Origin of the sequence: Burkholderia sp. FL-7-2-10-S1-D7, assembly GCF_001524185.1 — a bacterium.
GTDB lineage: Bacteria > Pseudomonadota > Gammaproteobacteria > Burkholderiales > Burkholderiaceae > Burkholderia > Burkholderia diffusa.
Genome location: NZ_LOWY01000101.1, coordinates 57,882 through 72,725, shown reverse-complemented (window position 1 = coordinate 72,725; position 14,844 = coordinate 57,882). Strand labels below are relative to the sequence as shown.

Here is a 14,844-nt window from a genome sequence, read left to right as displayed (position 1 = left end):
CCGGATCGAAGCACAAGAAAAAAGCGCCCAGCGGGGCGCTTTTTTCATGCTCGGGCCATGCGTGTCAATGGCCGCGGAACAGGTTCATGATGTCCTGCTTCTCCTGCTCGTCGACGTGCGGTACGGGTTCGTCGGTGTTCTGCACCGCCGGCGCCTGCGGCACGCCGACCGTCGATACGAAGCCGTGCCCCGGCGTGAACTCGGTGAAGTACAGCTCGCTGCCGAGCGCCTGGACGTCGTCCGGCATGGTCGGCTTGAACTCCGGCACGCCCTTCAGCGCCGCGCCCATGTAGTCGATCCAGACCGGCAGCGACAGGCCGCCGCCGGTTTCGCGATCGCCGAGGCTGCGCGGGTTGTCGTAGCCGATCCACGCGATCGCCGCGAGCGTGTGCTGGTAGCCGGCGAACCATGCGTCGTGCGAATCGTTCGTCGTACCGGTCTTGCCGGCGAGGTCGGTGCGCTTCAGCACGTTGGTGCGCGCGCCGGTGCCGCGCTGCGCGACGCTCTGCAGCAGACTGTTCATCACGTATGCGTTGCGCGCGTCGATTGCGCGCGGCGCGTTCTGCTCGGCGATGAGCGGCTGCGCGCGAGCGACGATCGCGCCGTTCGGATCGGTCACTTCGGCGATCAGGTACGGATTCACGCGGAAGCCGCCGTTCGCGAACACCGAGTACGCGCCGGCCATCTGCAGCGGCGTCACCTGGCCCGCGCCGAGCGCCATCGGGAGATAGGCCGGATGGCGGTCGGCGTCGAAGCCGAAGCGCGTGATGTACTGCTGCGCGTACTTCGTGCCGATGTGGTTCAGGATCCGGATCGACACGAGGTTGCGCGAGCGCTGCAGCGCAGTGCGCATCGACATCGGGCCTTCGAAGCCGCCGCCGTAGTTCTTCGGCTCCCACGGCTGGCCGCCGGTTTCCGCGGCGCTGAAATACAGCGGGCCGTCGTTGATCACCGTGGCCGGCCCGAGGCCCTTGTCGAGCGACGCCGAGTAGATGAACGGCTTGAACGACGAACCCGGTTGCCGCCACGCCTGCGTGACGTGGTTGAACTTGTTCTTGTTGTAGTCGAAGCCGCCGACGAGCGAGCGGATCGCGCCGTCCTGCGGGACGATCGAAATGAACGCGCCTTCGACCTGCGGCAACTGCGTGATCGCCCACTTGCCTGCGTCGTTCTTCGAGACCCGGACGATCGCGCCCGGACGGATGCGGCGGTTCGGCTGCGCGCTGGCTGACAGCGCGCCCGACGCGAAGCGCAGGTTGTCGCCCTCGATCGTCGCGCTGCTGCCGTCGATGAAGGCGACGGTGATCTGGCGCGGGGTTGCGGCGGTGACGACCGCCGCGACCAGTTCGCCGTTGTCGGGGTGCTCGAGCAGCGCGTCGTCGATCGCCTGCTCGCGGTCATCGGCGCCGGCCGGCAGATCGATGAAGCCTTCCGGCCCGCGATAGCCGTGGCGGCGCTCGTAATCCATGATGCCCTTGCGCAGCGCGGTGTACGCGACCTGCTGGTCGGCGGAGTCGATCGTCGTGACGACGTTGAAGCCGCGCGTATAGGTTTCCTCGCGGTACTGCGCGTACATCATCTGCCGGACCATTTCCGCGACGTACTCGGCGTGCACGCTGAACTCGCGGCCCGCGCCCTTGACGGCGAGCGGCTGCGCGACGGCTTCGTCGTACTGCGCGCGCGTGATGAAGTTCAGCTCGAGCATCCGCTGCAGGATGTATTCCTGGCGCACCTTCGCGCGCTTCGGATTGACGACCGGGTTATACGCGGACGGCGCCTTCGGCAGCCCCGCGAGCATCGCCGCTTCCGCGAGCGTGATGTCCTTCAGGTCCTTGCCGAAGTAGACCCGCGCCGCGCTCGCGAAGCCATACGCACGCTGACCGAGATAGATCTGATTCATGTAGACCTCGAGAATCTGATCCTTCGTCAGCGCGCGCTCGATCCGGTACGCGAGCAGCATCTCGTAGATCTTGCGCGTGTAGGTTTTTTCGCTCGACAGGAAGAAGTTGCGCGCGACCTGCATCGTGATCGTGCTCGCGCCCTGCGACGCATGGCCGTTCGTCAGCGCGACGAAGCCGGCGCGGGCGATGCCGGTGAGGTCGACGCCGCCGTGATCGTAGAAGCGCGCGTCCTCGATCGCGAGGATCGCCTTCTTGAGCGAGTCGGGTACGTCCTTGAAATGGACGATGTCGCGGCGTTCCTCGCCGAATTCGCCGATCAGCACGTGATCCGACGTGTAGATCCGCAACGGTACCTTCGGACGATAGTCGGTCAGCGCTTCGAGCGACGGCATGTTCGGCCACGCGACGACGAGCGCGTAGCCGAGCACGAGGCCGCCGGCCACGACGAGGGCCACGCACATCGCGGCGACGCCGATCAGGATTTTCAGCCACCAGGATCGCTTCTTCGGCTCGGGCGCGGGAGGCGGGGACGTAGGAGACGTGGATTGCATAGGCATACCGGAAAACAGTCCCGCGATTATAGCTGCCCGGTAAGACGGTCCTGGCGCGGGGGGGCGTCGGCCGGAACGCGGCGGATCGCGGTGCCGCCAGTATGGCGTCCGCGCGGCCGCTTCGTGTCACGACTGGCCGTCCAGCCGACTGTCGGGCGCGCGCGGCGCTTTGCAGAATCAGGCCTTGGAAACGCGGCGTGGGCCGCAACGATCGCGGGAGGCTGGGATGGCAGGACGATGGGCGGCGCGGTTCGCGCCGGGCAGGCACCGTTCGACGGGCATCGACGTCGGGGCGGACGAGGTGAGGGTGGCCGTGCTGAGCCGGCGCGGCCGGGCTGCGGATGTTCGGGTCGAAGGACTCGAGCAGGAGCCGGTCGGACTGGCGGGTGGGCCGGAGGACGCGCGCTGGGCTGCTGTGGCACGTGCGTTGGCGGCGGCCGTGTCGCGGCTGTCGGCGGCGGGTGTGTGCTGCGACGCACGCGGCGTGATGGCGCTGCGCGATGACGAGATGCAGACCGCGACGCTCGATCTGGCCGGACGCGACGACATCGCGGACGCCGCCCGGCAGGCGGCCGAACGGATCTCGGGGCTGGCACCCGACGACCTCGCGTTCGACTGGCGGCAGGACGACGATGCGTGCCCGGGCGAGATTGCGGTCGCCGTGGCGCCGCAGGCGTTGCTCGAGCGGCGGATCGACGTGGCCGCGCAGGCCGGCATCGATCTGACGGCCGTGGACGGCGAGTCCGCTGCCGCGCTGCGCGCGTTGCGCTATGCCGCGCAGTTCGAGCCTGACGCGCACGGCCCGTATGCCGCATTCTGGTTCGGCGACACGGGCGTGCGCGGCTGGCGGATTGACGGCGCGATCGCCGCGCCGGTGCTCGCGCTGTCCGGCGACGTGCAGGCGGCGTTGCCCGACGCATTGCGCCAGTGCGTATTCGAGCCGGTGCGCTGCGTGCTCGTGGCCGGCGACGAGCGCTGCATCGGCCGCTGGGGCACGTCGGCCGCCGATATCGGCGATGCGCTCGGGGTGGCCGTGGTGCCGTTCGACTGCACCGGATGGGACGGGCTGCCGCGCGAGCCCGCCGGCGCGCCGGGCGGCCCGGCGTTTGCCCTCGCGATCGGGCTGGCGCTGCGCGGGGTGTGGGAATGATGGCCGATATGGGGTTCGGGCGGGCTGCCGCCAGCCATGCCGCGCTCGGCGGCTTCAATTTGCTGCCGTACCGTGAACGGCTGGCGCAGGCGCTGCGGCGGCGCCGTGCCACGCAATGCGGGGCGGCGATCGTGCTCGGCGCGCTCGGGGCCTGTGTCTGGACAGGGGCGGCGACAGCGTGGCGATGGCGCGTGGATGCCGAGCGCACGCGCGTGGAGGCGCGGTTGCGGCAATTGCAGCCGCAGGTCGAGGCCGCACGGCGCACCGCCGGCGCGGCAGCCGATCTCGCGCAACGCGATGCGCGGGCAGTCGTCCTTGCCGGGCCTTACCGGCGCGTTGCCGGACTGCTCGCGACGCTGGCGCTGGTGCGCGACGACACCGTTCGGCTCGACGCATTGCGTACGACATCGTCCGGTGCCGAGCTCGACGCGCGCGCGACGAGTTACCGGACGGCCGCGCGGTGGCTCGCACGGATCGCGGCCGAGCAGCGCGACTGGCGATTCGACATCGGTGCGCTGACACCGGCTTCGGCCACGCCGGTCGCGGGTTCGGCCGTGCCGTTCCGTTTTTCCGTGCAGGTGCGCTGGCAAGACGCGCCGCCGCGACAGACGGCAACGGGAGGCGGCGCATGACGGCGATCGTGCATCGGTCCATGCCGGACGGTGTCGAGTGGTTCGGCCGCGTGAAGCGGATGTCGCCGCCCGCAGTGCACGCCGTTGGTTGCGCGCTGGCATTCGCGGTCGTGATGGCGGGTGGCATTCATCTGATGAGTGCCGTCGATGGAAGCGGGCTCGCACGCAGTCGCGCGTTGCTGGCAACGGCGCAGATACGGGCCGCCGACGCACAACGGCTGCTCGCGGCCGCCGCGCCGCAGCGCGATATGGGCCCGCCTGCCGGGCGCGACGCCAGCTCGCCGCCTGCGCCAGGGTGGCCCGCGCTGATGCTGGAGCTGGCTGACCTGGTCCGACGAAGCGGACTGCGGGTTGTGTCGATCGAACCGCGGCGCACTGACGATGCGGCGCCGGATGGCCGGCGCACGGTACGGATCGTCGCGGACGGCGGTTTTCCGTCGCTGCTGCGCCTGGTGGGCGGGTTGGCGAGTTTCCCCGCGCTGGTGGTGCCGTCGGGGCTGCATATCGAGAGGAAGCCGCCCGCGTCGCGGGTGGACATGACGATCGACGTGTTTCCGGCGCTGTCGGGAGCCGGCGTTCCGGATGGCGCGGAGGCGGTGCTTGCCGGTGCACCGAGCGACGATCCATTCGGCGACGCCGGTTCGCCGACGGTAGCCGACGAGATGACGCCGCGCCTGGCCGGCACCATTCGCGACGGACGCACCGGGCTCGCGCTGTTCGACGCAGGCGATGGCGCATTCGCGACCGTCGCACCGGGCGAGGCGTTCGGGGTGTCGCGTGTGGTGAGCGTCGATGCCGGTGCCGTGACGGTCGCGACGGCCGATGGCGCACGCCGGTTCGTCGTCGACGACGGAGACCACTCATGACGAAGTACGGATGGTGGGTGATCGCATTCTGGGCTGGATCGAGCGTGGCCACCGTGGACGCGGCGCGACCGCCTCTGCCGCCGGCCGGCTGGCCGATCGGGTCGATACGGGCGTACGCCCAGGACACGCCGCTGCCGCAGGGCGCACCTGACGGCGCGGACGACCTGGGCGGTGACGCGCCCGCGCACGATGGTTCGCTGCCGTTCGACCAAGCGGCGCGCGCGGTACTTCAGGCGGACACTGCGGCACCGGTGCCCCGGCTGGAAGGGCCGCCGATTCCATTGCCGCCGCCGACGCGCATGAGCGACGCCGCGGCGCGGCACCCCGGGGATGCGGACGACGCGCGGCGAATCTCGCTGAATCTGCAGGGCGCCGGGCTCGCGGCCGCATTCGACGCGCTCGCGCGATTCACCGGGCTGAACATCATCGTCGGTGAGCAGGTGCGCGGTACCGCGACGTTACGTCTGAACAATGTCCGCTGGCGCGATGCGTTCGATACGTTGCTCGACACGCACGGGCTGGCGATGTCCCGGCGCGGCAACGTGATCTGGGTCACTCCGGCGGCCGAACTCGCCGCGCGGGAGCGCGAGCGCTTCGAAACACATGCACGTGCGGCCGAGCTGGAGCCGCTCGCGAGCCGAACCTTCGCGCTGCATTACCCACGTGCGCAGGACGTGCAGCGGTTGCTGGCGGGGGCGACCGGCCAGCGCCTGCTGTCGAAGCGCGGCGCCGCGGCGGCCGATCCGCGCATGAACCTGTTGTTCGTCACCGATCTGGCCCCGCGCATCGAGCAGATCGCTGGCCTGATCGACGCGATCGACCGGCCGTCGCGGCAGGTCCGGATCGAGGCGCGCATCGTCGAGGGCGAACAGGGGTTCTCGCGCAACCTCGGGGCGCGCGTCGCGCTGCGCGCCCAAGGGCGGGCCCCTGCAGCCGAGGGGGCGGCGTCCGCGACGGACACGCGCAACGCGCTCGACCTGGCCGCGCGACCGCTCGGCGGCTTCGAGGCGGCGACGGCCGGCTTCACGTTGTTCGCCGCGCCGCTCAGCCGCGTGCTCGACGTCGAATTGAGCGCGCTCGAGGCGCAGGGCCGGGGCCAGATCGTTTCCAGCCCGCGCGTGGTGACGGCCGATCGCGTGAAGGCGATCGTCGAACAGGGCTCGGAGCTGCCGTATCAGGCGAAAGTCGGCAACGGCGTGAGCGGCGTGCAGTTCCGCCGCGCGACGCTGAAGCTCGAGGTCGAGCCGCAGATCACGCCCGACGGGCGCGTCGTGCTCGATCTGGACGTGACGAAGGACAGCATCGGCGAGCCGACGGCGGCCGGCCCGGCGATTCATACGAAGCACGTCCAGACGCGTGTCGAGGTCGAGGACGGCGGAACGGTCGCCATCGGCGGGATTTACGAGCAGTTGAACCGGGACGATGTGACGCGGGTGCCGCTCTTGGGCAAAATACCGGTACTGGGCGCGCTTTTCCGGCACAGCGCGCGGCGCGACCAGCGTAACGAACTGGTCGTCTTCATCACGCCGACGATCGTCGGCGCGCGTTGCGAAACGGCCGGCGCGGGCGACGCGGATGCGGGAAAAACGGGGCCGGAAGCCGGTGGTGCAGGCTCGACAAGGCAGCCGCTTTGCCAGTAAGCTGCGCCACACACCAGCAAGATTCAAGCAGAGGAAGCCGTTGCAAGCGCGGGACCCACACGCAAACGTATTTTTCGTCGGCCTTATGGGAGCGGGTAAGACCACCGTGGGCCGTGCGGTCGCGCGCCGGCTCGACAGGACGTTCTTCGACTCCGACCACGAAATCGAGGCCCGCACGGGTGCGCGCATTCCGGTGATCTTCGAGATGGAGGGCGAGGCCGGGTTTCGCGACCGCGAATCGCAGGTGATCGCCGATCTGACGCAGCGCGAGAACATCGTGCTCGCGACAGGGGGCGGCGCGGTGCTGCGCCCCGAAAATCGCGATTGCCTGAAAGCCAGCGGCATCGTCATCTATCTGCGCGCCAATCCGCACGATCTGTGGCTGCGCACGCGCAAGGACAAGAACCGCCCGCTGTTGCAGACGGACGATCCGAAGGCGCGTCTCGAAGCGCTCTACGAAGTACGCGACCCGCTGTACCGCGAATGCGCGGACTTCATCATCGAGACCGGCCGTCCGTCGGTCAACGGCCTCGTCAACATGGTGCTGATGCAACTCGAACTGGCAGGCGTCGTCGCCAAGCCGCTACAAGCATGATTACCGTCAACGTCGATCTGGGCGACCGCGCCTACCCGATTCACATTGGTGCCGGCCTGATCGGCCGCACCGAGCTGTTCGCTCCTCACATCACCGGTTCGTCGGTCACGATCGTCACGAACACGACGGTCGATCCGCTCTACGGCGACGCGCTGCGCGCGGCGCTGGCGCCGCTCGGCAAGCGCGTCTCGACGGTCGTGCTGCCGGACGGCGAGGCCTACAAGAACTGGGAAACGCTGAACCTGATCTTCGACGGCCTGCTGACCGAGCGCGCCGACCGCAAGACGACACTCGTCGCACTCGGCGGCGGCGTGATCGGCGACATGACCGGCTTCGCCGCCGCGTGCTACATGCGCGGCGTGCCGTTCATCCAGGTGCCGACGACGCTGCTGTCGCAGGTCGATTCGTCGGTCGGCGGCAAGACGGGCATCAACCACCCGCTCGGCAAGAACATGATCGGCGCGTTCTACCAGCCGCAGGCCGTGATCGCCGATATCGGCGCGCTGACCACGTTGCCCGATCGCGAGCTGGCGGCCGGCGTGGCCGAGGTCATCAAGACGGGCGCGATCGCCGATGCGGCATTCTTCGACTGGATCGAGGCGAACGTCGATGCGCTTAACCGCCGCGAGCCGGCCGCGCTCGCGCATGCGGTGAAGCGCTCGTGCGAGATCAAGGCGAGCGTGGTCGCGGCCGACGAACGCGAAGGCGGGCTGCGCGCGATCCTGAATTTCGGCCATACGTTCGGCCATGCGATCGAGGCCGGGCTCGGCTACGGCGAGTGGCTGCACGGCGAAGCGGTCGGCTGCGGGATGGTGATGGCGGCCGACCTGTCGGTGCGGCTCGGCCTCCTCGACGAAGCGTCGCGGCAGCGGCTCGATGCGGTGATCGCCGCCGCGCACCTGCCGGTCCGAGGGCCGGCACTCGGCGATGCGCGCTACATGGAGCTGATGCGCGTCGACAAAAAAGCCGAAGCCGGCGCGATCAAGTTCATCCTGCTGAAGCGATTCGGCGATACGCTGATCACCCAGGCGCCCGACGAAGCCGTGTTCGCCACCCTGGCGCAGACAACCCGGTAACGGCGCCCCGGATGCCCCGGCGCCCCTGACATGGAGGACACGTGAGCGAGACATCCAGCAGCAAACCGTCCAAAGCCGGCCGCGCATCCGTCGCGGCGCTGGCCGAGCCGCCGACGCTGGCGGCGCTGGAAGCCCATCTCGCTCCGTATGCCGCCCACGCGTCGCAGTCGCGCGGCCGCCGCCATCAGGAAACACCGCCGGCGGCGCGCACCGAATTCCAGCGCGACCGCGACCGTATCGTTCATTCGACCGCGTTCCGCCGGCTCGAATACAAGACGCAGGTCTTCGTCAATCACGAAGGCGACCTGTTTCGCACCCGCCTCACGCACAGCCTCGAAGTCGCGCAGATCGCGCGTTCGGTCGCGCGCAACCTGCGGCTCAACGAGGATCTCGTCGAAGCGATCTCGCTCGCGCACGATCTCGGTCATACGCCGTTCGGCCATGCCGGGCAGGACGCGCTGAACGCATGCATGCGCGAGCACGGCGGCTTCGAGCACAACCTGCAGAGCCTGGCCGTGGTCGATGAACTCGAGGAGCATTACGGCGCGTTCAACGGCCTGAACCTGTGCTTCGAGACGCGCGAAGGCATCCTCAAGCACTGCTCGCGCGAGAACGCGCGCAAGCTCGGCGCGCTCGGCGAGCGCTTCCTGCAAGGCCGCCAGCCGTCGCTGGAAGCACAGCTCGCGAACATCGCGGACGAAATCGCGTACAACAACCACGACGTCGACGACGGCCTGCGCTCCGGCCTGATCACGATCGAGCAGCTCGCCGGAGTCGAGCTGTGGCAGCGCCACTACGACGCCGCGCTGACCGAATTCCCGCATCTGGAAGGCCGCCGCCTCGTCCACGAGACGGTGCGCCGCATCATCAACACGCTGATCGTCGACCTGATCGACGAGACCACGCGCAATCTCGTGCGTGTCGCGCCCGCGTCGCTCGACGACGTGCGCGCCGCGCCGCAGCTCGTCGCGCACAGCGACGCGATCGCCGCGCAGGCGGCGGCCCTCAAGCGCTTCCTGTTCAAGAACCTGTATCGCCACTACAAGGTGATGCGCATGGCGAACAAGGCGCAGCGCGTCGTCACCGGGCTGTTCGACGCGTTCATCGACGATCCGCGCCTGCTGCCGCCGCCGTACCAGTCGGACGACGAAGCGCATCAGCCGCGCCTCGTCGCGCACTACATCGCCGGCATGACCGACCGCTTCGCGCTGAAGGAATATCAGCGCCTGTTCGTCATCAACGACAACTGACTGTCACAAACGATCACTAGACTGCGCCGGTTCAATGGCGACGGAAATGTTGCACACGCTGTTGGTAACGTTTTCATAGGAGAGAGGTCGATGAAGAAGAAGCCTGCGGGGACTGTGGTTCGCTCGATCGCGCTGGGCGGCGCGCTCTTGTTCGGTATGCAGCATGCGGCGTTCGCCGTGACGGAGATCCAGTTCTGGCATGCGATGGAGTCGGCGCTCGGCGAGCGCGTGAACCAGCTCGCCGAGCAGTTCAATGCATCGCAGGGCGACTACAAGATCGTGCCGGTCTTCAAGGGCACTTACGACCAGGCGCTCGCGGCGGGCATCGCCGCCTATCGCAGCGGCAACGCGCCGGCGATCCTCCAGGTCTATGAAGTCGGCACCGCGACGATGATGCAGGCGAAGAAGGCCGTCGTGCCCGTCTACGACGTGTTCAAGCAGGCCGGCGTGCCGCTCGACGAAAAGGCGTTCGTGCCGACCATCGCGAGCTACTACAGCGACGCGAAGACGGGCCATCTGGTGTCGATGCCGTTCAACAGCTCGACGCCGGTGCTGTACTACAACAAGGACGCGTTCAAGAAGGCCGGGCTCGATCCGAACCAGCCGCCGAAGACGTGGGCCGACGTGCAGGCCGACGCGGAGAAGCTGCGCAAGTCCGGGATGGCGTGCGGCTTCACGACCGGCTGGCAAGGCTGGATCCAGCTCGAGAACTACAGCGCGTGGCATGCGCTGCCGTTCGCGAGCCGCAACAACGGCTTCGACGGCGCCGACGCGGTGCTCGAATTCAACAAGCCGCAGCAGATCGCGCACATCGCGTTCCTGCAGCAGATGCAGAAGGACGGCACGTTCACGTATGCGGGCCGCAAGGACGAAGCGTCCGCGAAATTCTACAGCGGCGACTGCGGGATCCTGACGACCTCGTCGGGCGCGCTCGCGAACGTGCAGAAGTTCGCGAAGTTCAGCTACGGCACCGGCATGATGCCGTACGACGCGAACGTGAAGGGTGCGCCGCAGAACGCGATCATCGGCGGCGCAAGCCTGTGGGTGCTGGCCGGCAAGGATCCGGCGACCTACAAGGGCGTCGCGAAATTCCTCGCGTTCCTGGCCTCGCCGCCGGTTGCCGCCAAGTGGCACCAGGAAACGGGCTACCTGCCGGTCACGACGGCCGCGTACGACCTCACGCGCCAGCAGGGCTTCTATGCGAAGAACCCGAGCGCGGAAACCGCGATCAAGCAGATGATGAACAAGCCGCCGCTGCCTTACACGAAGGGGCTGCGCCTCGGCAACATGCCGCAGATCCGCACGGTCGTCGACGAGGAGCTGGAGCAGGTCTGGGCGCAGAAGAAGTCGCCGAAGGACGCGCTTGATTCGGCGGCCTCGCGCGGCGACGAGCTGCTGCGCCGCTTCGAGAAGTCGGGCGGCTGATCCCGCATCGCGTGCGTGTCGCCGGTCGCCGCGTCGCAGATGCGACGCGGGCGGCCGGCGGCGCGGTTCCTTTCCCGTTTCGCCTGACCGGATGCCCGCGATGCAATCCCGTTCCCGTTTCGGCGCGAGCCTGCTGCCGTACCTGCTGATCGCGCCGCAACTCGCAATTACCGCCGTATTCTTTCTGTGGCCGGCCGGCGTCGCGCTGTGGCAGTCCACGCAGATGCAGGACGCGTTCGGCACGTCGAGCGAATTCGTCGGCTTCGCGAACTTCGCGCGCCTGTTCGCCGATCCGCTGTACCTCGACTCGTTCCGCACGACGCTGGTATTCAGCTCGCTCGTCACGGTCAGCGGGCTCGTCGTATCGCTGTTGCTCGCCGCCTGCGCCGACCGCGTGATCCGCGGCGCGCGCGTGTACCGCACGCTGCTGATCTGGCCGTACGCGGTCGCGCCGACGATCGCGGCCGTGCTGTGGGCGTTCCTGTTCAACCCGAGCATCGGGCTCGTCACCTATGCGCTCGCGAAGAGCGGCATCGTGTGGAATCACGCGCTGAACGGCGGCCAGGCGATGTTCCTCGTCGTGCTCGCGTCGGTGTGGAAGCAGGTGAGCTACAACTTCCTGTTCTTCTACGCGGGGTTGCAGGCGATCCCGCGCTCGCTGATCGAGGCGGCGGCGATCGACGGTGCCGGGCCGGTGCGGCGCTTCTTCCACATCGTGCTGCCGCTGCTGTCGCCCACGAGCTTCTTCCTGCTGGTCGTGAACCTCGTCTACGCGTTCTTCGACACGTTCCCGGTGATCGACGCGGCCACCGCGGGCGGCCCCGCGCAAAGCACCAAGACGCTGATCTACAAGATCTTCACGGAGGGCTTCCAGGGCCTCGACATCGGCAGCTCGGGCGCGCAGTCGGTCGTGCTGATGATCATCGTCGTCGGCCTGACGGTGATCCAGTTCCGTTTCGTCGAACGCAGGGTGCAATACGCATGATCGAAAATCGCAAGGGCTTCGACCTGTTCTGCCACGCGGTGCTGATCGCGGGCGTCGTGCTGATCGTGTTCCCGGTGTACGTCGCGTTCTGTGCGGCGACCATGAACGCGCAGGAAGTGTTCACGATCCCGCTGTCGCTGGTGCCGAGCACGCACCTGCTGGAGAACATCGCCTACATCTGGGGGCACGGCAGCGGCGGCACGACGGCGCCGTTCGGCCGGCTGCTCGTCAACAGCTTCGTGATGGCGCTCGGCATCGCGGTCGGCAAGATCGCGGTGTCGATCCTGTCCGCGTACGCGATCGTTTATTTCCGCTTCCCCTTCCGCAACACGGCGTTCTGGCTGATCTTCATCACGCTGATGCTGCCGGTCGAGGTGCGGATATTCCCGACCGTGCAGGTCGTGTCGACGCTGAACCTGACGAACACCTACGCCGGGCTCTCGCTGCCGCTGATCGCATCGGCGACCGCGACGTTCCTGTTCCGCCAGTTTTTCATGACCCTACCCGACGAGCTGATGGACGCCGCGCGCATCGACGGTGCGGGGCCGCTGCGCTTTTTCCGGGACGTCGTGCTGCCGCTGTCGAAGACGAGCATCGCGGCGCTGTTCGTGATCACGTTCATCTACGGCTGGAACCAGTATCTGTGGCCGATCCTGATCACGACGGAAGCGTCGCTGTCGACGGCGGTGGTGGGCATCAAGACGATGATCGCGAGCGGCGACGCCGCGACCGAATGGCAATACGTAATGGCGGCGACGCTGCTGGCGATGATTCCGCCGCTCGTCGTCGTGCTGGCGATGCAGCGCTGGTTCGTGCGCGGCCTCGTCGATTCCGAGAAATAAACCACGGACGGCAACCGGGAGAAGGACCAAGTATGGCTGCGCTGAGCTTGAAGGGCGTCAGGAAATCCTACGACGGCAAGCAGCACGTGCTGCACGGCATCGACGTGGAGATCGCCGACGGCGAATTCATCGTGCTGGTCGGCCCGTCGGGCTGCGGCAAGTCGACGCTGCTGCGGATGATCGCGGGGCTCGAGTCGGTGACGGACGGCGAGATCGCGATCGGCGATCGTGTCGTCAACGCGCTGGAGCCGAAGGATCGCGACATCGCGATGGTGTTCCAGAACTATGCGCTGTATCCGCACATGACGGTCGCGCAGAACATGGGCTACGGGCTGAAGATCCGCGGCATCGAGCGCGCGACGATCGACTCGCGGGTGGCCGCGGCCGCGAAGATCCTCGAACTCGAGCCGCTGCTCGCGCGGCGGCCGCGCGAACTGTCGGGCGGCCAGCGGCAGCGCGTCGCGATGGGGCGCGCAATCGTGCGCGAGCCGTCGGTGTTCCTGTTCGACGAGCCGCTGTCGAACCTCGACGCGAAGCTGCGCGTGCAGATGCGGCTCGAGATCCAGCGGCTGCATGCGCGGCTCGCGACGACGAGCGTGTACGTGACGCACGACCAGATCGAGGCGATGACGCTCGCGCAGCGCGTGATCGTGATGAACCGCGGCTATGCGGAGCAGATCGGCGCGCCGGTCGACGTGTACGAGAAGCCGGCGACGGTGTTCGTCGCGGGCTTCATCGGCTCGCCGGCGATGAACCTGATGCACGGCCGGCTGTCGGAGGATGGCGCGACGTTTACGGTCGCGGGCGGCGGTCCGGCGCTGCCGGTCGCCGGCGCGGCCGGCATCGGCACCACCATCGCCACCGGGCGCGACTGGGTGCTCGGCGTGCGGCCGGAGCACATGACGCCGCAGCCGGGCGTCGCGCAGGCATCGCTGCCGGTCGACTCGTGCGAGCTGCTCGGCGCGGACAACCTCGCGCACGGCCGCTGGGGCAACCACGACGTCGCGGTGCGGCTGCCGCACGCTGATCGTCCCGCGCGCGGCACGGCGCTGGGCGCCGCGCTGCCCGCGCACCGGCTGCATTTCTTCGATCCCGAGACCGGCAAGCGTGCCGGCTGACAATGACGGACCTGCTGCGAGGCGCACGATGACTTCCCGTACCGACTGGCCCTATCCACGTGTCGTCGCCCATCGCGGCGGCGGCACGCTCGCGCCGGAGAACACGCTCGCCGCGTTCGACGAAGGCGCGCGGCGCGGTCACCGGATGGTCGAGTTCGACGCGAAGCTGTCCGCCGACGACGTGAGCTTCCTGCTGCACGACGACACGGTCGACCGCACGTCGAACGGCAGCGGGCCGGCGGCGGGCATGCGCTATGCGGCGCTGGCCGCGCTCGATGCCGGCGCCTGGTTCGACGCGCGTTTCGCGGGCGAGCGGATGCCGACGCTCGAGGCGGCGGCGGCGCGCTGCATCGCGCACGGGCTTTCGGCCAACGTCGAGATCAAGCCGTGCCCGGGCCGCGAGCGCGACACGGGGCAGCGGGTGGCCGCCGATGCGGCCGCATACTGGCACGGCGCGGCCGTGCCGCCGTTGCTGTCGTCGTTCTCGTTCGACGCGCTGCAACAGGCGCGCGCGAGCGCCCCGGCGCTGCCGCGCGGGATGCTGTACGAGGCGGTGCCGGACGACTGGCACGCGCAGGCCGTCGACGCGCTCGGCTGCGTATCGTTGCACGCAAACCACAAGGAACTCGATGAACCGCTCGTGCGCGCGATCAAGGCGGCCGGGCTGCGCATCCTGGTCTACACGGTCAACGACCTCGCCCGGGCGCGCGAACTCGTGCGCTGGGGCGTCGATGCGGTCTGCACGGACCGGATCGACTTGATCGGCCCCGATGCACTGGACGACATCGCGTAGCGACCGGTCCCGCGCGACGG

Annotated in this window: 13 protein-coding genes; 12 read left to right on the top strand and 1 reads right to left on the bottom strand. The window is 68.6% G+C overall.

Features of this window, described 5'->3' with window-relative positions:
- Positions 1-64: 64 nt before the first annotated feature.
- The gene (locus tag WS75_RS30925) at positions 65-2,452 is read right to left on the bottom strand and encodes a penicillin-binding protein 1A (RefSeq protein ID WP_156429928.1); all 2,388 of its coding nucleotides are present in this window, start codon (positions 2,450-2,452) and stop codon (positions 65-67) included.
- Between the two features lie 226 nt (positions 2,453-2,678).
- On the opposite strand from WS75_RS30925, the gene WS75_RS30920 reads away from it, so the two are divergent.
- The 12 genes from WS75_RS30920 (at position 2,679) to ugpQ (ending at position 14,824) form a co-directional block, all read left to right on the top strand.
- A complete protein-coding gene (locus tag WS75_RS30920; protein ID WP_059686527.1) occupies positions 2,679-3,602 on the top strand; it encodes a hypothetical protein in 924 nt (307 codons plus the stop codon).
- Positions 3,599-4,234: a fimbrial protein gene (locus tag WS75_RS30915; protein ID WP_179948968.1), complete on the top strand. Its 636-nt coding sequence runs from the start codon at positions 3,599-3,601 to the stop codon at positions 4,232-4,234. The genes WS75_RS30920 and WS75_RS30915 overlap by 4 nt, the downstream gene beginning before the upstream one ends.
- Complete coding sequence (locus WS75_RS30910) at positions 4,231-5,100, top strand: hypothetical protein (RefSeq protein WP_059686525.1); 870 nt, start codon at positions 4,231-4,233, stop codon at positions 5,098-5,100. Before WS75_RS30915 ends, WS75_RS30910 begins: the two co-directional genes overlap by 4 nt.
- Positions 5,097-6,740, top strand: coding sequence for a type IV pilus secretin PilQ (locus tag WS75_RS30905; protein WP_059686523.1), 1,644 nt, complete (start codon positions 5,097-5,099; stop codon positions 6,738-6,740). Before WS75_RS30910 ends, WS75_RS30905 begins: the two co-directional genes overlap by 4 nt.
- 40 nt (positions 6,741-6,780) lie before the next feature.
- Positions 6,781-7,335, top strand: coding sequence for a shikimate kinase AroK (gene aroK, locus WS75_RS30900; protein WP_059686521.1), 555 nt, complete (start codon positions 6,781-6,783; stop codon positions 7,333-7,335).
- On the top strand, positions 7,332-8,411 hold the full coding sequence (gene aroB, locus WS75_RS30895; protein ID WP_059686519.1) for a 3-dehydroquinate synthase: 1,080 nt from the start codon (positions 7,332-7,334) through the stop codon (positions 8,409-8,411). Before aroK ends, aroB begins: the two co-directional genes overlap by 4 nt.
- Before the next feature lie 41 nt (positions 8,412-8,452).
- The gene (locus tag WS75_RS30890) at positions 8,453-9,661 is read left to right on the top strand and encodes a deoxyguanosinetriphosphate triphosphohydrolase (protein WP_059686517.1); all 1,209 of its coding nucleotides are present in this window, start codon (positions 8,453-8,455) and stop codon (positions 9,659-9,661) included.
- 90 nt (positions 9,662-9,751) lie between these two features.
- A complete protein-coding gene (ugpB, locus tag WS75_RS30885) occupies positions 9,752-11,086 on the top strand; it encodes a sn-glycerol-3-phosphate ABC transporter substrate-binding protein UgpB (RefSeq protein WP_059686515.1) in 1,335 nt (444 codons plus the stop codon).
- A 100-nt stretch (positions 11,087-11,186) separates the two neighbouring features.
- Complete coding sequence (gene ugpA, locus WS75_RS30880; protein ID WP_059686565.1) at positions 11,187-12,071, top strand: sn-glycerol-3-phosphate ABC transporter permease UgpA; 885 nt, start codon at positions 11,187-11,189, stop codon at positions 12,069-12,071.
- Positions 12,068-12,913: a sn-glycerol-3-phosphate ABC transporter permease UgpE gene (gene ugpE / locus WS75_RS30875; protein ID WP_059599794.1), complete on the top strand. Its 846-nt coding sequence runs from the start codon at positions 12,068-12,070 to the stop codon at positions 12,911-12,913. The genes ugpA and ugpE overlap by 4 nt, the downstream gene beginning before the upstream one ends.
- A 32-nt stretch (positions 12,914-12,945) precedes the next feature.
- The gene (locus WS75_RS30870; RefSeq protein WP_059686514.1) at positions 12,946-14,031 is read left to right on the top strand and encodes a sn-glycerol-3-phosphate import ATP-binding protein UgpC; all 1,086 of its coding nucleotides are present in this window, start codon (positions 12,946-12,948) and stop codon (positions 14,029-14,031) included.
- Positions 14,032-14,059: 28 nt separating this feature from the next.
- Entirely contained in the window at positions 14,060-14,824 is a 765-nt protein-coding gene (gene ugpQ, locus WS75_RS30865; protein ID WP_059686512.1) for a glycerophosphodiester phosphodiesterase, read from the top strand.
- Positions 14,825-14,844: the final 20 nt, after the last annotated feature.